Origin of the sequence: Kutzneria sp. NPDC051319 (genome assembly GCF_040682195.1) — a bacterium.
Classification (GTDB): domain Bacteria; phylum Actinomycetota; class Actinomycetes; order Mycobacteriales; family Pseudonocardiaceae; genus Kutzneria.
In genome coordinates this window covers 26,940-46,419 of sequence record NZ_JBFBAM010000023.1, presented here as the reverse complement: position 1 = coordinate 46,419, position 19,480 = coordinate 26,940, and the positions used below count along the sequence as shown (strand labels likewise).

Below are 19,480 nucleotides of genomic sequence, written 5' to 3'. Positions count from 1 at the left end.
AGTGTCGAGGAGTTCCTGGGAGTAGCAGGACCACCCACCGCCGGCCCCGGCGCATTACCGTCGGTGATATGAGCACAGGCAACGCGCTGGGGGAGTTCCTGCGGGCGCGGCGGGAGCTGGTGCGACCCGAGGACGTCGGCCTGCGGGCGGGCGGGATCCGCCGGGTGCCCGGGCTGCGCCGTGAGGAAGTGGCCATGCTCGCCGGCATCAGCGCCGACTACTACCTGCGACTGGAGCAGGGCCGGGACCGCACCCCGTCGGCGCAGGTCCTCGATTCCCTGGCCGACGTGCTGCACCTGGACGAGGACGCCGCCGCCCACCTCCGTGAGCTCGCGCGCCCCCGGTCCCGCCGCCGTCCCCGTCCACGGGCCGAGCGGGTGCCGGCCAGCATCCTTCAGCTGGTGCAGACCCTCACGCTGCCGGCTTTCGTGCAGAACAAGTACATGGACGTGCTCGCCGCGAACTCTCTCGCCGTCGCGCTGTCCCCGCATCTGGCGCCCGGCACCAACCGGCTCCGTTCCCTGTTCACCGACCCCGAGGCCCAGCGGCTCCATCCCGACTGGGAGCAGGGCACGGCCGAGGTCGTGGCCCAGCTCCGGGCCGTCATCGGCGTCGACACCGAGGACCCGCGCCTGGCCGAGCTCATCGGCGAGCTCTCGCTACGCAGCGAGCGCTTTCGGCGCCTCTGGGCCCGCCACGACATCGGCCGCCGGCGCAGCGCCACCACCCGCTTGATCCACCCGCAGGTCGGTGAGTTGGCGTTGCACCGCGACAAGCTCGCCGTCACCGGCACCGACAACCTGGTCGTGGTCGTCTACCACGCCGCGCCCGGCTCGTCGTCGGCCGAGGCACTGGCCCTGCTGGGTTCGTTGATCACGCCCGAACTGCCCACCGTCGACCCGATCCATCACTAGCGCGGGTGTTAGCGTCACGGCGTGGATGAGCTGAACTGGGCCGGCAATCTCGCCTACGCGGCGGAGAAGATCCTCCGCCCGGGCACCGTGGACGAGGTACGCGAGATGGTGGCGGCCGCGCCGCGGATCAAGGCGCTGGGCACCCGGCACTGCTTCAACGACATCGCCGACTTCGACGGCGGCGTGCAGATCGACATCAGCGGCGTGGAGTCGCCGATCGAGATCGACACTGCGGCGGCGAAGGTCACCGTGAGCGGCGCGACCCGCTACGGCGAACTCGCGCCTGTGTTGCACGCCCAGGGATTCGCGCTGCCCAACCTCGCTTCGCTGCCGCACTGCACGATCGCCGGCAGCGTCGCGACCGGCACGCACGGCTCCGGCCGTCGCAACCAGGGCCTGGCCTCGGCAGTGTCCGCGTTGGACCTGGTCACGGCCGAGGGTGAGCTGCTCAGCTTCGCCAAGGGGGACAAGGACTTCGATGGCGTCGTGGTGAACGTCGGGGCGCTCGGTGTCGTCACGCGCATGACGCTCGATCTGGTGCCGGCTTTCGAGGTGCGGCAGAACGTGTTCGACGCGCTGCCGTGGGACGCTTTGTTCGATCATTTCGACGAGATCGAGGATTCGGCGTACAGCGTCAGCATGTTCACCAACTGGGCCAACGACTCCGTCGACCTGGCCTGGCTGAAGAGCGTCGGCCCGGCGCGCACGGAGCTGTTCGGCGCGCGGCCGGCCGACGGTCCGAGGCATCCCGCGCACGCGGCCGGCCTGCCGGCCGACAACTGCACCGAGCAGCTGGGTGTGCCCGGCCCGTGGCACGAACGCCTGCCGCACTTCAAGCTGGGCTTCACGCCGAGCGCCGGCAACGAACTCCAGTCCGAGTACTTCGTGCCGTACCAGCATGCCACCGCGGCCTTCGAGGCCCTGCGCGGGCTGGGCGACCGCATCGCGCCGCTGGTCCTGTGCTCCGAGATCCGGGCGATCGCCGCCGACGACCACTGGCTGAGCCCGGCCCAGGGCGGTGACCGCGTCGCGCTGCATTTCACGTGGTATCAACGGCAGTCCGAAGTCGAGGCGTTGCTGCCCGTGATCGAGGAGCGGCTGGCCCCCTTCGGCGTTCGGACGCACTGGGGCAAGCTTTTCCACACCAGCCCTTCGGCCGAGTCGTGGCCGATGCTGTCGGCGTTCCGTGATCTTCGACAACGGCTGGACCCGAACGGTGTGTTCCGGAGTCCTTACGTGGCAAGGAATATCGGCTGATCTGACACCTCGTCCGCGGCGCTGCCCGCCCTCGTCGTTCGACGGGCGGAGTGCTTGCGGTGTTCATGACCGTGAAAATGTTGATTCTTGACGGACTCTGATCGGTTCCTTAGCTTTCTGGGCAGGTGGCACTCCCAGGAGGCAGAAACATGCGCTTACCCCGATCGCTGCTGGCCCTTCTCGGCTGTGTCGCCCTGGCCCTGACCGGGGTGACGCCGGCCGCGACAGCCGCGCCGCCGCCCCAGGCCAAGGCGAGCCACACGATCGGCTACGACGGTTACTCGTTCCTGATCGACGGCCAGCGGACCTACCTGTGGTCGGGGGAGTTCCACTACTACCGGCTGCCCAGCCCCGACCTGTGGCTGGACGTCTTCCAGAAGATGAAGGCGGCCGGCTTCAACGCCACCTCGCTGTACTTCGACTGGGGCTACCAGTCCTCGGCGCAGGGCGTCTACAACTACAGCGGCGTGCGGGACATCGACAAGGTCCTGGACATGGCCGAGCGGGCCGGCCTGTATGTGATCGCCCGGCCCGGGCCGTACATCAACGCCGAGGTCGACGGCGGCGGCTTCCCGACCTGGCTGTCGACCACGCCGGGGCACACGAGGTCGGCCGATCCGACCTATCTGGCCTACTCCGACGAGTGGCAGTCGCAGATCGACGGCATCCTCAAGCGCCACCAGCTCACCGACGGCGGCGGCAGCGTTATCGCCTACCAGGTGGAGAACGAGTACTACAACGGAAACGACGCCGGCCGCGCCTACATGAAGCACCTTGAGGACAAGGCCCGCGCCGACGGCATCAAGGTTCCGTTGACCGGCAACAACAACGGCACCTTCAACGCCGGTGCGGCCGCGCTGGACGTGGACGGCCCCGACTCCTACCCGCAGGGCTTCGACTGCTCGAACCCGACCGCCTGGAACGGCGTCCCCGACATCAGCTACGACCACCCGGCCGGGAAGCCGTTGTACACGCCGGAGTTCCAGGGCGGGGCCTTCGACCCGTGGGGCGGTCCGGGCTACGCCAAGTGCGGGCAGCTGATCAACGACCAGTTCGCGAACGTGTTCTACAAGCAGAACATCGCCGCCGGGGCCACCGCGCAGAGCTTCTACATGCTCTACGGCGGCACGTCGTGGGGCTGGAGCGCGATCCCGCAGAACTACACCTCCTACGACTACGGGGCGGCGATCACCGAGAGTCGGCAGCTGGACCCGAAGTACTACGAGGACAAGCTGATCGGCGAGTTCACGCAGTCGGTGGCGCCGCTGACCAAGACCGACGGCCTCGGCTCCGCCCCGCTCACCTCGGCGGCGTTGAGCGACACCGCCCGCATCAACCCCGACACGCACACCCAGTTCCACACCTTGCGGCACAGCGATTCCACGTCGGCGGCCACCGACACCACGCACGTCGCCCTGGACCTGGCCGCGCATTCCGGCTACACGTATGACGATCCGGCCGCGACCTACGCCGGCACGTGGAGCCACGTGGGGCCCGAGCAGAACTACACCGGCGGCGACTACCTGCACACCGAGTCGTTCTCCGACACGGCCGGCGACAGCATGAGCATTCCCTTCACCGGCGGTGGGATCCGCTGGATCACCTCCAAGGACGGCAACCACGGCATCGCCGACGTCTACCTGGACGGCGCCAAGGTCAGCACCGTCGACCTGTACGCGGCGACCAAGCAGAACCAGCTCACCGGCTACGAGGTCCGAGGGCTGGCCGACGGCCCGCACACGTTGAAGATCGTCGTCACGGGTCAGAAGAACCCGGCGGCCTCCGGCGCCTTCGTGGTGGTGGACGCCGTCGACCTGTTGTCGGCGGCCACCAAGGACTACTACCCGTCGGTGCCGCAGCAGCCGGACACCGGCATCACGCTGAACGGCCGCCAGTCGAAGATCCTGGTCGCCGGCTACGACCTCGGGCAGTCCCGGATGCAGTACTCGACGTCCGAGATCATGACCAACGCCACCATCGGCAACCGGGACATCGCCGTGCTGTACGGGGATTCCGGCCAGCCGGGCGAGACAGTGCTGCGTTATGCCAAGCAGCCCACCGTGACCGTGCTCGGCGGCTCGGCGACCGGCACCTGGGACGCCGCGAGGGGCGACCTCCGGCTCAACTACGTCCACAACGGACTGACGCGGGTTCTGGTCAGCGAGCCGGGTGTCAGGCCGCTCCTGCTTCTGCTGGGGGACAAGGCGACCGCGGAGACGTTCTGGCGACAGGACACCGCCGCCGGCCCGGTGCTGGTCCGCGGGACGCACCTGCTCCGCACCGCCGCCACCGCGGGCCACACCCTGGCCCTGACCGGCGACACCGACACCGACGGCTCGGTGGAGGTCTTCGCCGCCGCCGACAAGATCACGTGGAACGGTCGCGACGTGCGGACCCGGACCACCAGCAGCGGCAGCCGCACCGGCACGCTCCCGGTGGCGAAACCGGTCACCCTGCCGGCGTTGACGAACTGGAAGCACCAGCAGGAGTCGCCGGAGAGCCAGCCCGGCTTCGACGACTCGCGGTGGCCCGTCGCCGACAAGATGACCAGCAACAGCACCACGGTCGCCGGCACGCTGCCCGTGCTGTTCGCCGACGACTACGGCTTCCACACCGGAAACACCTGGTATCGCGGCAAGTTCGCCGGCGACGGCACCCAGACCGGCATCACCCTGTCGTCGCAGAGCGGCGGCTCGGCCGGCGCGACCTCGGTGTGGCTCAACGGAACCTTCCTCGGCAGTGCCACCACCACCCAGCACACCTTCGCCTTCCCGGCGAACGCGCTGCGCAAGGGCGACAACGAGCTGTCCGTGCTGACGGTCAACATGGGCCACGACGAGGACTACGGCAGCTCCAACGGGAACGAGGCCGCCCGCGGGCTCATCGGCGCCCGCATCACCGGCTCGCCGCTGACCTCCGTCACCTGGCGGCTCCAGGGCGCGAACGGCCTGGACCAGACCCGTGGCCCGCTGAACACCGGCGGCCTCTACGGAGAACGCACCGGCGTGTCGCTGGCCGGCTACCCGGACCGGTCCTGGCCGACCACGACGCTGCCGGCCAAGGACACCACGCCCGGAGTTTCCTGGTACCGCACCAATGTCCGCCTCGATCTCCCGCGCGGGCAGGACACCTCCGTCGGCGTCACGATCGCCGACGACCCGTCGCGGCAGTACCGGGCGCTGATCTTCGTCAACGGCTGGCAGATGGGGCAGTACGTCAACTACCTCGGGCCGCAGCACAGCTTCCCCATCCCCAACGGGGTGCTCAACCCCAACGGGGACAACACGATCGCCATCGCTGTGTGGAACCTCGACGGCAGCACCGGTGGCCTCGGCCAGGTGTCGCTGACCAACTACGGCAGCCACGCCTCGCCGCTGACCGTGCGGCAGAACTACTCACCGGGCTACGACCCGGGCAAGTACGCCGTGCCGCCGGCGCCCCGCAGTTCGGTGACCCTGCAGGCCCCCAACACCGCCGCCGGCGGACAGCAGTTCACCGCCACCGCGACCGTTCAGACCCGGGAACACAACGTGTCGGCGGCGTTGACCGCGCCCGCCGGCTGGACCGTCGGGCCGGTCACTCGTGACGGGAACACGTTCTCGTGGCCGGTGACCGTCGGGGTCGCGGCCCCGACGGCGTTGAAGGTGACGGCCAAGGCCGGCCGCGAGACCGTGACCGACGAGCGAATCGTCGGCACCGTGCCGGCCCCGCCGCCCAGCGGGCAGGTCGCGGTGAGCAGCCTGCCGTTCCTGGCCGCCACCAACGGCTGGGGCCCGGTGGAACGGGACACCAGCAACGGCGAGGCCGACCCCGGCGACGGCAAGCCGATCACCGTCGCCGGGGTCCAGTACCCGAAGGGTCTGGGCACCAACGCGGCCAGTGACGTGCAGTTCTATCTGGCCGGGAAGTGCAGTCGCTTCACGGCTTCCGTCGGCGTCGACGCCGAGGCCGGCAGCTCCGGCACGGTCACCTTCGCCGTGCGTGTGGACGGCACGACATTGGCGACCACGCCGGTCATGCACGGCAACCAGGCCGCCGCCACCATCGACGTCCCGGTCAGCGGCGGGCAGGTGCTCGACCTGGAGGTCGGCGACGGCGGCGACGGCAACGGCCTCGACCACGCCGACTGGGCTGTGCCCACGTTGACCTGCGGCTGAGGTCAGACCAGGCTGGCCCAGAAGGCGCACTGGTGCTCGGCCACCAGGTCGACCTGCTGCGGCCGGCCGGGGGCGAATGCGGTCACGTCGTGGTCGCCCGGCTGGAAACGGGGCCAGGCCGGCAATCCCGGGCCGTTGGGATTGCCGGTCCAGGCGAAGTGCGACCAGTAGCCGATCATGCGGTCGGCCAGTGCCTGCTGCGAGCCGGTCGGCAGGTGGCCGAACAGGTACTGCAGCTCGGAGCCGTGGTAGGCGCCGAGCGGGAACAACGGGGAGGGCCAGCCGGGGGCGTTCTCGTCGGCGAATTCGTCGGCGTAGGTGGGCATGAGGCCGGAGGCGAACTGGTCCGTGGCCAATGAGGTGCAGGAGAACACCCAGTCGGTGGTCGAGCGGGCGAAGGTGAGCGTGGGGTTGTCGCCGGCGGGGTAGTGGGCGAGGACCTGAGGGGCGTCGGCCTTGAAGATCTGGGTCTGCAGCTGCTCGTACTGCGACGGGGTGATGCCGTTCGGGTACTGCGAGGCGATCAGGATCGTGCCCTCGTCACGGTTGCTGCTGACCAGGAGCGGCACCCGGTTGAACTGTCCACTGTAGATGGCCGTGGCCGGTTTGAGCGGGATGACGGAACCGCCCCAGACCGGATGCCAGCTGTAGGTCGGGCTGTACGGAATCGCCGCGGCGGCGGCCAACAGCTCGGCGGGTGTCCTGCCACGCAGGCAAACCAGGTCCGTGCAGCCGAGCTGGGCGGCGAGGGCGGCGCCGTTGCGCTCGGCGATGGTCTTGTCCGGCTCCGGCGCGACGCAGCCGCCGCTCTCGGTGATGGCCCGCTGGAACAGCCCGGCCGCGCCCGGCGAGACCAGGTTCATGCAGACGCTGGCGCCGCCGGCCGACTGCCCGAACAGCGTGACGTTGCCGGGATCGCCGCCGAACGCGGCCGCGTTGGCCTTGACCCACTTCAGCGCCGCCTGCTGGTCCTGGATGCCGTAGTCGCCGGACTGGTCGCCGGCTTCGGCGTCCAGGGCGGGATGGGCGAGGAAGCCCAGCACCCCGAGCCGGTAGTTGATCGTCACGACGATCACGTGCGCCTTCTCGGCGAAGCTGCGGGCGTCGGTGTCGGCCCCCGAGCCGGCGATGAAAGTGCCGCCGTGCAGCCACACCATCACCGGCAGCCGGTGGGCCTCCCGCGGCGCGGTGACGTTGAGGAACAGGCAGTTCTCGTCTGTACGCGGCTCGCCGGGGGCCTGCGGGCAGGCGTTGCCGGGGGCGGTGGCGTCCAGTGGCTGCGTCCACGGCCGGACCGGTTGCGGCGGTCGCCACCGTAACGGGCCGACCGGCGGCGCGGCGTAGGGAATCCCTTGGTAGGAAGCGTAATCCGAGGTGACGGTGCCGTGGACCGGGCCGTCGGTGGTGGTGACCACCGCGGCCGGCGGGCAGGGAGTGAGCAGGCCGGCCAGGAGGGAGAGCACGAGAAGCTTCGGCATGATTAGTACGCTATGGCGTACTAATGGGAGGCCGCCACCGAATTTCCGCGGCGCGGTCGAGATACGGTCGGCTCGTTCGTCATCAAGGAGACGAAGGAGGACCCGTGCAGTACATGCTGCTGATCTACGACTGCGACCGGCCCGAACCCGGGGATCCGGGCTTCGAGGAGGCCCTGGCCAGGGTGAACGCGTTCGCGGAGGAGTGCCGCCGGCGCGGCGCGTTCGTCTACGGGCACCCGTTGCAGCCCGAGAGCACGGCGACGACGGTCAGCGTCCGCGACGGCAAGACCCTGATCACCGACGGGCCCTTCGCCGAGACGCACGAGCACCTCGGCGGCGTGTACGTGTTCGACTGCCGCGACCTGGACGAGGCGTTGGAGCTGGCTGCGCTGTGCCCGATGGCGGAACAGGGCTCGATCGAGGTGCGACCGGTCGCCCCGGTGGCCGGCCTCGACCACCGACCGTCGGCATGACCGACCTGCTGCACCGGGTCTACCGCGAGCATCGGGCCCGCATGCTGGCCGCCCTGATCCGCGTCCTCGGCGACTTCGAGCTGGCCGAGGACGCATTGCAGGACGCCTGCGCGGCGGCGCTGACGACCTGGGGCTCGGCAGCGCCGGACGACCCGATGGCGTGGCTGCTGACCACGGCCCGCAACAGCGCGATCGACCGGTTGCGGCGGGCCCGGGTCGGCCGGGAAAAGCTCGCACAGCTGGGAGAACGTCCCGAGGCGGTGGACACGGGCACGGAGCGGCTGGTTGCCGTGGGGGACGAGCGGCTGAGCCTGATCTTCACGTGCTGCCACCCGGCGCTGGCCGAAGACGCCCGGGTCGCCCTCACCCTGCAAGCCGTGGCCGGGCTGACGGCCGGCCAGATCGCGCAGATGTTCCTGGTCGGCGAGCCGACGCTGGCGCAACGCCTCGTGCGGGCCAAGCGCAAGATCCGCGACGCCGGCATCAGCCTGCGGGTGCCGGCCGATCACCTGCTGCCCGAGCGGCTGTCCGGCGTGCTGGCGGTGGTGTACCTGATCTTCACCCAGGGCTACACCACGGCCGAGGAAGATCCGCGCCGGGAGGCGATCCGGCTCGGCAAGCTGATCGCGGCGTTGATGCCGGACGAGCCGGAGGCGCTCGGGCTCGTGGCGTTGATGCTGCTGCACGATTCCCGCAGCGCCGCGCGGTTCGGCCCGGACGGCGACGTTGTGCTGCTTGAGGATCAGGATCGGTCCCGGTGGGACGGCGCCGAGATCGTCGAGGCCATCGGTGTGTTGGACCGAGCGTTGGCCTTGGGCCGGCCGGGTCCGTATCAGGTGCAGGCCGCGATCGCCGCCCTGCACACCCGGCCCGAGACGGACTGGGCGGCGATTTCCGCTTTGTACGGCCAACTGCTGACGGTGTCCCCGTCCCCGGTCGTGGCGTTGAACCATGCCGTGGCGGTGGCCATGGCGACGACGCCCGATGAGGGGCTGGCCTTGATCGACCGGATCACCGGCCTCGACCGCTACCACCTGTGGCATGCCGCCCGAGCGGATCTCCTGCGTCGGCTCGGCCGCAAAGACGAGGCCGCACAGGCGTATCGGCGGGCCCACGAGCTCGCCGCGAGCCCAGCCGACCGGCGATTTCTCGCCGGTCGGCTGCGTGACCTCGACTAAGCCTTCCGCCCGAGGAACGCCAGCATCCTGGTCTGCTCGTCGGCGTCGTCGGGCGGTGTCAGCTCCGGCCCGAAGAAACCCGGCCGCCGCATCACGTTCGCCCGCGACCACTCGAACGCCGCCGACACCGCGGCCGGGTCCAGCGTGACCGGCCGGCCCAGTGCGTGGGCGATGTCCCAGGTGTGCGTGACGGTGTCGCTGAGCAGCAGCCTCACCACTCCCGCCACCGGAATCTCGCCGACACCGGGCAGAGACACCGGTTTGGCCAGTGCTTCCTCGGTCAGCGTCGCCGACGCCGCGGCGCGGGCCTCCCGCCACAACGACAGCGGCTCACCCTCGGCCAGCACAGCGGCCGGATGCGCCGAACCGGGGGCGCCCCCGTACTCGGCGTACTCCTCGCCGGTCGCCCACGCCCGCAGCTGCCGCTGCGCCCAGATCACGTGCCCGGCGACGTCCCGCACCGACCACTCGGGGCAGGTCGACGGCGTTTCCCACTGGTCGGGGGCGACGCCGGCCAGCACCGCCTCGAACCCGTCCTGGGCCCGCCCGTACAGCTCCATCACGTTCATCGTTGATCCCTTTCTGACCGTACTCACCACTCGTAGGACGAACGGCGGGACCCGAAAACGACAGAACGCGGCGACCGATTTCCGCCAGCTCGGACCGGTCGCCGCTGGGCAGACTCAGGGCATGACGAAGTACGACAAACTGGTGGCCGCAGCGGACTGGGCGGCGGTGACGGCCGAGCTCGACGACTACGGCTGCGCGCTGCTGCCGCCGCTGCTCACCCCGGCCGAGTGCGCGAAGATCATCGCGCTGTGGCGGTCCCCGGAGCGGTTCCGGGCCGAGGTGAACCTGCGGCAGCACCGGTTCGGCGACAACGGCGACTACCGGTACTTCGCCGAGCCGTTCCCCGACGCCGCGCAGGAGCTGCGGCAGGCGCTGTATCCGCGGCTGCTGCCCATCGCGCGGGACTGGCACGCCCGGCTGGGCCGTGAGGCCGAATGGCCCGACACCCTGGACGAGTGGCTGCGGATCTGTCACGACGCCGGGCAGACCCGGCCGACCCCGATCCTGCTGCGCTACGAGCCCGGCGGGTGGAACGCTCTGCACCGTGATCTCTACGGGGACAAGGTGTTCCCGCTCCAGGTCGTGATCAACCTCAACGCGCCGGGCGAGGACCACACCGGCGGCGAGTTCCTGCTGGTCGAGCAGCGGCCCCGGGCCCAGTCGCGTGGCACCTCGACCCTCATTCCCCAGGGCCACGGCCTGGTGTTCACCACTCGTGACCGCCCGGTGCAGGGCGCACGCGGCTGGTCCGCTTCGCCCGTGCGGCACGGCGTCTCGGCCGTCCGCTCAGGCCTTCGACACACCCTCGGCCTCGTCTTCCACGACGCCACCTGAGCGCCCCAGCACGTCCATGGCGGCCAGGATGTTCACGTAGTCGCGGAGGTGGGTGATCCGGCCGTCGTGCGCGGTGAGCACGACGATGTTGGGCAGGGCGAACTCGCCGGCCGCCGGGCTGGTGCCGAGGGCTTCCTGTTCGACGATGATCGTGGCCGGATCGCCGGTGTCGTGGATGGCGATGGTGCGGTACGCCCGGTACTGGAAGGCCTTGGCCTGCCAGGCTTCCGCCATCCACCGGATGATTTCGTCCACGCCGTCCAGCCGCGACGGCAATCCCGGTCGTGTGAACGGGAATTCGTGCACGGCGTCGACCGCGTACAGCTGCCGCATGGCGTCGACCGACTGGTCGATGGCCGCTTGCCGGAAGCGCTCCAGAACCTCTCGCGGGCCCGTCTTCCGGCGGCCGATCACCTTGCGGTGGCTGATCCGCCAGCCGTCGGGGCTGCGCGTGACGGTGTCCTGGTAGGTGACGCTGCCGGCGGTGCCGTCGGCGTTGACGCCGATGCCCTTGGAGCGCACAGCGGCCGAGGCGCCGTCGACCTCCGTGATCACGATGTTGGTGACGTGATGGCCGACCGGGCCGGCGGCGCCCTCGGCGGCCGCCCGCAGCGCGGCGATGCCGACCAGCTCGCCGCGGCCGAAGTCGTGCAGGTCGTAGAGGACGTCCGGGGTGAACAGCTCGTCCAGCCGGTCCAGCTCGCCGCCGTCGACGAGGTGGCCGTGCCCGTTGACCAGGTCGGTGATGTCGATCCGGTCCTGGTTGGTCAGCGCCATGGGTCGCCTCCCGGCTAAAGTGAGACACGGTCCGGTTGTCGGCACCGTAACGGACTATGTCCCCGGTTAGCAAGGCGGTAGCGCGATGCGAGCGGATGCCCGGCGCAACTACGAGCGGCTGCTCGATGAGGCGCGCAGAGCGTTCGCCGAGCACGGGGTGGACGCGTCGCTGGACAAGATCGCCCAGCGGGCCGGCGTGGCCAGCGGGACCCTGTACCGGCACTTTCCGACCCGGCTCGATCTGGTCGAGGCCGTGCTGGCCGGGCAGATCACCGAGCTGGGCGACCTCGGCCGTGGCCTGCTCGATGCCGCGGACCCGTTCGACGCGCTGCGGACCTGGTTGCGGGCCACGATCATCCACGGCGTGACCTACCGGGGCCTGGCCGCCGCGATGATGAACTCGGCCATCCGCAGCGACCTGGTGTCCGGGCTGCACGCCCAGCTGTTCGAGGTCGGGGCCGCGCTGCTGGACCGGGCCTGGCAGGCCGGCGCGATCGTCGCCGTGGACGAGGCCGACGTGCTGAAGATGGCCGGCGGCATCGCCTGGGCCGCCCAGGACGATCCCGCCCAGGCCGACCGGCTGCTGGCGTTGCTGATGAACGGCCTGGCGGCGCGCAGGCCATGACGAACACGCATGGCCGCCCTGCCACATTCTCGCTTTTGGCATGGCCGGCGCCCGCTTAGCGTGGTGGACATGACACCGAAAGTCGCCCTGGTCACCGGGGCAACCCAGGGGCTGGGCCTGGCGTTGGTCGAGGGGCTCGCGCAGCGCCTGACCCCGGCCGACACCGTCTACCTCACCGGCCGCGACCTGGACCGCGTCACCACCGCCGCCGAGGGCGTGCCCGGCGGCGGGGCCGAGGTGCGGGCCGCGCTGCTCGACGTCGCCGACCCCACGGCCGCCGCCCGCTTCGCCGACCAACTACGGAAACGCCACGGCGGCGTGGACATCGTGTTCGGCAACGCCGTCATGCGCGTCGGCCCCGACGACGATCCGCCGGCGTTCATCGACCAGTACGTCGAGGTCAACAACCTCGGCACCACCCGCATGCTCCGCGCCTTCGCGCCTTTGCTGCGCGACAATGCCCGCCTGATCGTCGTGGCCAGCTCACTGGGAACCCTCCGCTACCTCGCGTCCGTGCTCCACAGCCGCTTCGACGACCTGCCTTCACTGGACGACGTCGACCGCGAGGTCTCGGCCTGGCGGGACGCCGTCCGCAACGGCACCGTCCGCGCCAGCGCCTGGCCCGGCTTCGTCAACATCCCCTCCAAGATCGGCCAGGTCGCCGCCGTGCGAACGCTGGCCCGCTCCAGGCGTGATGCCGACCTAGCCCGCGGCATCCTGCTCGCCTCCGTGTGTCCGGGCATGATGAACACACCCACCTCCGGCGTGTGGTGGGACGTAGCCAACGCGCCGACCCCGGCCCAGGCCGCCGTCGCCCTGCTGGACCTCGCGCTCGACCCCGTCAAACCCGAGCACTACGGCGAACTCCTGCTCGACGGCGCCGTCCTGCCCTGGAAACCCTAGGCCTTTCCCCGGATCAGGCGTTCGGCCGCCTGCTCACGGAGCGCGGTGACGGCCAGGGGAGGATCGCCGTGCAGTGCCTCCCACCGGGCGTTGTGGGCCGGTGGCCACAGACTGGCCGCCCAGGCGACTTCCAGCTCCTCGGGCGTGAACGGGCGGCGGCGGAAGTGCTGGTAGGCGGCCAGGAACGCCTCGGAGGCGTCGATCGGGGCCAAGGTCGGCTGCCCGGAGGAGGCGAAGGAGCCGCTGGCCGCGCCGACGAGGGCGGCCTCGGGCTGCCAGGTCAGGCTGTCCCAGTCGTGCACGAGCCAGATGCCCGTGCCGTGCCAACGGAGGTTCTGCGCTTCGAAGTCGCCGTGGCCCAACACGCACGGCAGATCCGTGGCCAGTAGCCGGTTGCGGACCCGCTCGGCGGTCTCGACGACGTGAGAGGGAACGCTGCTCTGGTCCCGGTCGTCGAGGAGGTCGATAGCCGGCCAGAGGCCGGGATCGCGGTGGTCCCAACGGATCCAGCGCGGATTGGGGAGCGGTGGCGGGACGGCGACGTCGGTGAGCGCGGCCATGAGGCGGGCGAACACCTCGGCGTAGCGCACGGCCACGCCTGGGCCGTCGCCGTGCAGGACTTCGCCGCCGGGGCGGTACTCCTCGGCGTGCACGGCGAGGTCTCCGACGCCGATCACCTCGGTCAGCGTTCGGGCACAAGGGAATCCGCTCTTGGCCAGCTGGGACTGAGCGTCCACACAGGACGCTGCGCGCCCGTCGTCAGGGCGGCCCTTGACCACGACCTCGGCGCCGTCGGCCAGCCGCAGGCCGAACACCGTGGAAATGGACGTCACCTGGAACAGCGTGTCCCTCGGCACGCTGTCCAGGTGCTTCCGGCACCAGGCCGGCAACCAGTCGTTCACGGTCGCGACTTTGCCACCTGGCGGCGTTGCAGGTAACCCTCGGCGATCACCATGGTCACCACCAGCCCGAGCCAGGCGCTGCCGCTGGCGATGTCGTGGCCGATGACGACCTCGCTGTCCTGGTACACGGGGCCGGCGGCCTGGGGAATGATGATCAGCGCCATGATCGGCATGAAGAACCGCGAGGCCAACGAGGACAACGTCAGGGCGTAGTTGCGGATCATCCAGCGGCGGTGGTCGGCGAACCGTCGCGCACGGGCCGCCCGGTAGCCGGCGACGGCGGTGATGATCCACAGCACATCGAGCACCGACACCGCGGCCTGGTTCGCCGCGCCGTACGGGGCCAGCACCATGACCGGGATGGCCAGCACCGAGGACGGGAACACGCCGAGGAAGAAGTACGCACGCCCGGTCCAGCGGTGAGCCTTCGGATACCGCGCCCGCAGCGTCGGCCAGAACTGGACCAGTCCGGTCAGCGTGGCGACCGTCGCCGTGAAGATGTGCGCCACCAGCAACACGAAATGCCCGGTGCCTTGTACGGGGATCCGACTGCTGCTCATCACCGGCGGCACGTACGCCGACAGCATGTAGACGAGGGTCGCCACCGTGACCACCGCCAGCGTCACCAGCGGCCACCGCCGCCGCTTGCGCCGCTCGACGCGGCCGGTGGTGGGTTCGCTCTGCACGATCGTCGCCATGTGCCCTGCTCCTCGACTGGTTGTGTCCCAATCGATCCTGGTACGTGGCGGCGATCCGGGCACTGGTCGTGCCACCCGTGGCACGGTGGTGCTAGCCCCACCGGCCACCGCGAAGCTGAACCCACCCGCCTCAGGATCCGCGCGCCGGCCGGCACGCGGATCCGTCGATGGCTCAGCTGGTGGCGGTGCCGGTCTGCGCGGCCTTCCAGTCGCCGCCCGAGACCTGGTACACCGTCAGCACCTTGTTGGTGCTGTCGCCGTACTGGTCGAAGCCGACGGGGCCGGTCGCGCCGCTGGCGGTGTAGGAGCCGATGTTCTTGACCAGCGCTCCCCGCATGGAGGCGGCCCAGGTGCCGTTGTCACCGAGGGTCTTGGCGGTGCTGGCGATGATCGCGTTGGCGGCGTCGTAGGCGAAGGCGCCGTAGGCGGCGTAAGGATCCTTGTACGCCTTGGCGGTGTAGGCCTTGACGAAGTCCTGGGCGCTCTGCAGCTGGTCGGTGGGCGCGCCGACGGAGGTGGCCAGGTCGCCCTCCTTGCCGCCGAGGTCGACGAACTTCTTGTCGAAGATGCCGTCGCCGCCCATCAGGGCGACGGTGAGGCCGAGGTCCTGCGCCTGCTTGGACAGCGGGCCGGCGACGGGGTACTCGCCGCCGTAGTAGATCGCGTCCGGCTTGGCCCGCTTGACCTTGGCCAGCACGCCGGAGAAGTCGGAGTCCTTCTCGCCGACCTGCTCGGTGTCGACGATGGTGGCGCCGTCCTTGGTGGCCCGCTTGGTGAACTCCTCGGCCAGGCCCTTGCCGTAGGTCTTGCCGTCGGTGACGATGGCGATCTTCTTCTTGCCGGCCTTGGCGACCAGGTAGTCCGCCGCGTACGGGCCCTGGAAGTTGTCCGTGGCGCAGACCCGGAAGTACGAGTCGAACTGGCGCTTGGGCGCGGCGGTGTTGTCGCCGACGGTCAGCGACGGGTTGGTGTTGGCCGGGGAGACCTGGGGGATCTTCTTGGCCGCCAGGATGGGCTGCACGGCCTGGGCGACCGAGGAGTTGTAGGTGCCGACCACGCCGATCACGGTGTCGTCGGCGGCCAACTTGCTCGCGGCGTGGGCGCCGACCTGCGGCGTGGCCTGGTCGTCCTCGCCGACCATGACCAGCTTGTAGCCCTTGACGGCGCACTTGGAGTTGGCCTCGTCGACGGCGAGAGCGGTGGCGTTCTGGATGCCCAGACCCACCGCGGACACGCTGCCGGTCAGCGGCGCGACCACCCCGACGACCAGGTTTCCCTTGCTGGTGTCGCAGGAGGCGGCGTTGCCGCCACCGGCCTCGGTCTTGTTGGTGCCGCATGCGGCCAGCAACAGCAGCACCGCCGGCGCCACCGCGAGCCTCGCAACGCGAGATGACATCACAGAAACCTTTCACATACAGGAAAAGAAGAGGCATGTATCCGGACGGCCGCCAGTCATGCTGGCTATCGGTCCGGCGGGCTTGTCGCAGCGGACGATCTTGTGTCCACCGCGACGCGAGCATACGTCGGGATGCGGGCGGTGAGCGTTGGTCGCCTTCGGCCCGCCACGGTTGTCTGCACGATCGGTCAAACGGGTGAAATCGCAGGTCAGAACCGGAATCGGGTGACCGAAATCCCGGCCGTCCGCCCGCTGGGGCGGGGATGTCCCTGGCCCGTTCGGGCAACCCGGCCCGCCGTGGTGTCCACAGAGGACGTGATCCGGTCAGAACAAATGGGGTCGACGGCGCTTGTCGACGGCCGTTCGACAGGACAGGACATGCCATTTCGGTAATCGGCGGCCGCTGCGAGTTCCCCCGGCTGGAGCACGGCGGCCGGGTGCGCGCGGACGTACCGTTCGGAGATGAATGTCCAGGTGAGGGCGGGGTTGCCGCGCAGATGTGCCGCCTTCGCGCAATGGTTGACATTTGACGTCGGAATTGACGTCTCCACTCGTTCGATGGGAGTTCGGTCAACGATGTTCACATTGGGGCGGGTCGCGGCCGCGCTGGCCGTTGTCACCGCGGCGGCGCTGCTCGGCACCACGGGAACCGCGACGGCGGCGACGGCGGCGAAGGCCAAGACCGGGCCGATCTCGGTGGCCTACGTCGAGGTCAACAACAACAGCATGGTCAACGTGGGCAAGTACACGCTGGCGAACGGCGGGGCCACCGTATTCGACGTGGCGGTCATCTTCGCGGCCAACATCAACTACGACACGACGACGAAGTCGGCGTACCTCTACAACAACCCGAACGTGCAGCGGACGCTGGACAACGCGGCGACCGAGATCCGGCCGCTGCAGGCCAAGGGCATCAAGGTGATGCTGTCGATCCTGGGCAACCACCAGGGCGCGGGCTTCGCCAACTTCCCGTCGCAGGCGGCCGCCAACGCCTTCGCCAAGCAGCTGTCCGACACCGTCGCCAAGTACAACCTCGACGGCATCGACTTCGACGACGAGTACGCCGAGTACGGCAACAACGGCACCGGCCAGCCCAACGCGAGCTCGTTCGTCTACCTGGTCACTGCGCTGCGCAACTACCTGCCGAACAAGCTCATCTCGCTGTACAACATCGGCCCGGCCGCCTCCCGGCTGACCTACAACGGCGTGAGCGTGGACTCGAAGTTCAACTACGCCTGGAACCCGTACTACGGCACGTGGGGCGTGCCCGGCATCAAGCTGCCCAAGTCCGGCCTGTCGCCGGCGGCCATCGAGATCGGCGCGACGGCCACCAGCACGGCGACCAGCCTCGCCCAGCGCACCAAGTCCGAGGGATACGGCGTGTACCTGACGTACAACCTCGACGGAACCGACCGGCACACCTACATCTCGAGTTTCACCAACGCGCTCTACGGCAGCGCGGCGGTGTACAAGAGGTAGTCGGCCCGGCTACCGCTCACACGTGCGGTGGGCGGTAGCCGTCGACCTGGAGGCCGCGGAAGTCGAGCTTGTTCGGGGTCTTGCCGACGAAGACCAGGCCTCGGGCCTCGGTCAGGGCCGCGGCGAACGAGTAGCTCGGCTGGCCGAGCTCCGGCAGCCAGGTCCACTGGTCAGCGGCGAAGCTGAAGAACCTGCGCACGATCTTCCCGTGCGTGGACGGGATCTTCGTCAGCCACTTGTCGCCGCCGCTCCAGTGCGAGGCCGGCCGCAGCTGCACGTAGACGTCGTCGGTGGCGCTGTAGGTGAGCGTGAAGCCCTTGGAGCGGGAGAGATCGGCCTGGGCCTCGAACTGGTTGCCCAGCCACAACACCGCCACATGCCATTCGGCGTTGAGGAATGCCACCTTGGCCGCGTAGCCACGGCCTTCGCGCACGAGCAGGCTGCCGGTCGCCGGCACGGTTGTGCCCTCGCCCGAAGCCAGCCACTGCTCGTAGCCATCGATCGACGGCGTATTGGTGCACGCGGCGGCGTTGGTCGTGGTGCCGACCAGCGCCGACAGCACGCAGACGAGTGCGACCAAGGTCCTGGTGATCTTCGAGCCCCCATGCATTCCCGGGAAGCTAGCAGAACTCCGGCATCGGTCGGAGGGCCAGGAATGCACCGTCGGCCGCTGATCGTTATGCTGCCCCGAGCGATCAAACGATCAGAAGCGGGTGGCGGCATGCGGGAACCGGGCGAGCACCGGCGGCAGCGGATCCTGGCCGCGGTCGACCGCCGCGGCCAGGCCAGGGTCACGGATCTGGCCTCCGAGCTGGACGTCTCCGTGGTGACGGTGCGCCGCGACGTGGAGGAGCTGGCGGTGGCCGGCAAGCTCGCGCGCGGCCACGGCGTGGTCCGATCCATGCTGCCTTCGGCGCCGCAGCCGCCCGTGCGGGCCAAGGAGGCCGCGGTGGCGCTGGTGATCCCCGAGCGGCACGCGTACCTGGACGAGGCGGTCAACGGCGCTCGCGCCGCGCTGGCCGCGGGTGGCATGCGGGCCGTGCTGCACATCGCGCCGCGCGTCGCCGGGGCCGAGCGGCCCATCGCGGAGCGCGTCGTCGCCGAAGGGGCGCGTGGTCTGCTGATTGCCCCGCGCTGGCGGACGGCCGATGACGAAGTGGCGGACTACCAGTGGTTGTCCGAGCTGCCCGTGCCGGTCGTGTTCATGGAACGCCGTCCCCGCGCGGGCAGCGTGCTGCACGCGGCCGACTCGGCCTGCACCGATCACTGGTACGGCATGCACCTGGCGATCGACCACCTGGCGGGGCTGGGCCACCGTCGCATCGTGCTCGCGGCCCGCGACGACAGCCCGACGGCGCGCACGCTGCGGTCGGCATTCGTGGAGATCGCCGCGTCGCGGCCGGAGATCGAGGACTGGGCGGTGACGCTCAGCGCCCCGGACGCGCGGGCCGACCCCGATGTCCCGGCCGCCTCCCCGCCGGTGGCCGAGCTGATCCGGTCGGTCGGCGCCACGGCCGCGGTGATGCACAGCGACGTGGACGCGCTGATGCTGGTCCAGCAGCTCGACGAGGCCGGGATCCGGGTGCCGGCGGACTGTTCGGTGGTGGCTTACGACGATGTCGTCGCGCCGTTGGGCGTTACCCCGCTGACGGCGGTCGCGCCGCCGAAGACCGAGGTCGGGCGGGCGGCGGCCGAGCTGCTGCTGGCCCGCTTGGCCGGGCCGAGCCGGCCCCGGCGGGTGGCTGTGCTGCCCGAGTTGAAGGTCCGCGGGTCGACAATGAGCGTTTGATCGAATGAACGCCAACGATTGACCGTAATGCGTTCATCCGCACATACTCG

17 protein-coding genes are annotated in these 19,480 nt (G+C 70.1%); 10 read left to right on the top strand and 7 right to left on the bottom strand.

The window, feature by feature from the left end; genetic code table 11:
• The first annotated feature begins 68 nt into the window (after nt 1-68).
• The 3 genes from AB0M73_RS23460 to AB0M73_RS23450 all read left to right on the top strand — a co-directional run bounded on the left by AB0M73_RS23460 (nt 69) and on the right by AB0M73_RS23450 (nt 6,328).
• The gene (locus tag AB0M73_RS23460) at nt 69-914 is read left to right on the top strand and encodes a helix-turn-helix transcriptional regulator (protein WP_363893880.1); all 846 of its coding nucleotides are present in this window, start codon (nt 69-71) and stop codon (nt 912-914) included.
• A 21-nt stretch (nt 915-935) separates the two neighbouring features.
• The gene (locus AB0M73_RS23455) at nt 936-2,171 is read left to right on the top strand and encodes an FAD-binding protein (RefSeq protein ID WP_363893876.1); all 1,236 of its coding nucleotides are present in this window, start codon (nt 936-938) and stop codon (nt 2,169-2,171) included.
• Between the two features lie 149 nt (nt 2,172-2,320).
• The gene (locus AB0M73_RS23450) at nt 2,321-6,328 is read left to right on the top strand and encodes a beta-galactosidase (protein ID WP_363893873.1); all 4,008 of its coding nucleotides are present in this window, start codon (nt 2,321-2,323) and stop codon (nt 6,326-6,328) included.
• A 2-nt stretch (nt 6,329-6,330) separates the two neighbouring features.
• Here AB0M73_RS23450 and AB0M73_RS23445 read toward each other — a convergent pair whose 3' ends face one another.
• Complete coding sequence (locus tag AB0M73_RS23445) at nt 6,331-7,806, bottom strand: carboxylesterase family protein (protein WP_363893870.1); 1,476 nt, start codon at nt 7,804-7,806, stop codon at nt 6,331-6,333.
• 104 nt (nt 7,807-7,910) lie between these two features.
• Here AB0M73_RS23445 and AB0M73_RS23440 point away from each other — a divergent pair, with 104 nt between their 5' ends.
• Nucleotides 7,911-8,279 (top strand): YciI family protein, encoded by a 369-nt coding sequence (locus tag AB0M73_RS23440; protein ID WP_043715137.1) that lies wholly within the window; start codon nt 7,911-7,913, stop codon nt 8,277-8,279.
• Nucleotides 8,276-9,457 carry a sigma-70 family RNA polymerase sigma factor gene (locus tag AB0M73_RS23435; protein ID WP_363893865.1) on the top strand — a complete coding sequence of 394 codons (1,182 nt, stop codon included), beginning with the start codon at nt 8,276-8,278 and terminating at the stop codon, nt 9,455-9,457. Before AB0M73_RS23440 ends, AB0M73_RS23435 begins: the two co-directional genes overlap by 4 nt.
• Here the strand turns inward: AB0M73_RS23435 and AB0M73_RS23430 are convergent.
• Complete coding sequence (locus tag AB0M73_RS23430) at nt 9,454-10,026, bottom strand: TIGR03086 family metal-binding protein (RefSeq protein WP_363893862.1); 573 nt, start codon at nt 10,024-10,026, stop codon at nt 9,454-9,456. The two genes, AB0M73_RS23435 and AB0M73_RS23430, sit on opposite strands and share 4 nt — an antisense overlap.
• Before the next feature lie 121 nt (nt 10,027-10,147).
• Between AB0M73_RS23430 and AB0M73_RS23425 the strand changes: the two genes are divergently transcribed.
• Nucleotides 10,148-10,861: a 2OG-Fe(II) oxygenase gene (locus AB0M73_RS23425; RefSeq protein WP_363893859.1), complete on the top strand. Its 714-nt coding sequence runs from the start codon at nt 10,148-10,150 to the stop codon at nt 10,859-10,861.
• Here the strand turns inward: AB0M73_RS23425 and AB0M73_RS23420 are convergent.
• Entirely contained in the window at nt 10,814-11,638 is an 825-nt protein-coding gene (locus AB0M73_RS23420; protein ID WP_363893856.1) for a nuclear transport factor 2 family protein, read from the bottom strand. The genes AB0M73_RS23425 and AB0M73_RS23420 overlap by 48 nt on opposite strands.
• Before the next feature lie 85 nt (nt 11,639-11,723).
• Between AB0M73_RS23420 and AB0M73_RS23415 the strand changes: the two genes are divergently transcribed.
• Complete coding sequence (locus AB0M73_RS23415) at nt 11,724-12,263, top strand: helix-turn-helix domain-containing protein (protein WP_363893853.1); 540 nt, start codon at nt 11,724-11,726, stop codon at nt 12,261-12,263.
• A 69-nt stretch (nt 12,264-12,332) separates the two neighbouring features.
• On the top strand, nt 12,333-13,166 hold the full coding sequence (locus tag AB0M73_RS23410) for an SDR family NAD(P)-dependent oxidoreductase (protein WP_363893850.1): 834 nt from the start codon (nt 12,333-12,335) through the stop codon (nt 13,164-13,166).
• On the opposite strand, the gene AB0M73_RS23405 is transcribed toward AB0M73_RS23410, so the two are convergent.
• The 3 genes from AB0M73_RS23405 to AB0M73_RS23395 form a co-directional block, all read right to left on the bottom strand.
• On the bottom strand, nt 13,163-14,068 hold the full coding sequence (locus AB0M73_RS23405) for a phosphotransferase (RefSeq protein WP_363893847.1): 906 nt from the start codon (nt 14,066-14,068) through the stop codon (nt 13,163-13,165). The two genes, AB0M73_RS23410 and AB0M73_RS23405, sit on opposite strands and share 4 nt — an antisense overlap.
• A complete protein-coding gene (locus AB0M73_RS23400) occupies nt 14,065-14,766 on the bottom strand; it encodes a DUF2306 domain-containing protein (protein ID WP_363893844.1) in 702 nt (233 codons plus the stop codon). The genes AB0M73_RS23405 and AB0M73_RS23400 overlap by 4 nt, the downstream gene beginning before the upstream one ends.
• Nucleotides 14,767-14,938: 172 nt before the next feature.
• On the bottom strand, nt 14,939-16,162 hold the full coding sequence (locus AB0M73_RS23395) for a branched-chain amino acid ABC transporter substrate-binding protein (RefSeq protein ID WP_363893841.1): 1,224 nt from the start codon (nt 16,160-16,162) through the stop codon (nt 14,939-14,941).
• Nucleotides 16,163-16,738: 576 nt separating this feature from the next.
• On the opposite strand from AB0M73_RS23395, the gene AB0M73_RS23390 reads away from it, so the two are divergent.
• Nucleotides 16,739-17,641, top strand: a complete 903-nt coding sequence (locus AB0M73_RS23390) for an endo-beta-N-acetylglucosaminidase H (RefSeq protein ID WP_363893838.1) — start codon at nt 16,739-16,741, stop codon at nt 17,639-17,641.
• Nucleotides 17,642-17,657: 16 nt separating this feature from the next.
• Here AB0M73_RS23390 and AB0M73_RS23385 read toward each other — a convergent pair whose 3' ends face one another.
• The gene (locus AB0M73_RS23385; RefSeq protein WP_363893835.1) at nt 17,658-18,251 is read right to left on the bottom strand and encodes a hypothetical protein; all 594 of its coding nucleotides are present in this window, start codon (nt 18,249-18,251) and stop codon (nt 17,658-17,660) included.
• Nucleotides 18,252-18,362: 111 nt separating this feature from the next.
• Between AB0M73_RS23385 and AB0M73_RS23380 the strand changes: the two genes are divergently transcribed.
• Nucleotides 18,363-19,430, top strand: a complete 1,068-nt coding sequence (locus tag AB0M73_RS23380; protein WP_363893832.1) for a substrate-binding domain-containing protein — start codon at nt 18,363-18,365, stop codon at nt 19,428-19,430.
• The last annotated feature ends 50 nt before the right edge of the window (nt 19,431-19,480 follow it).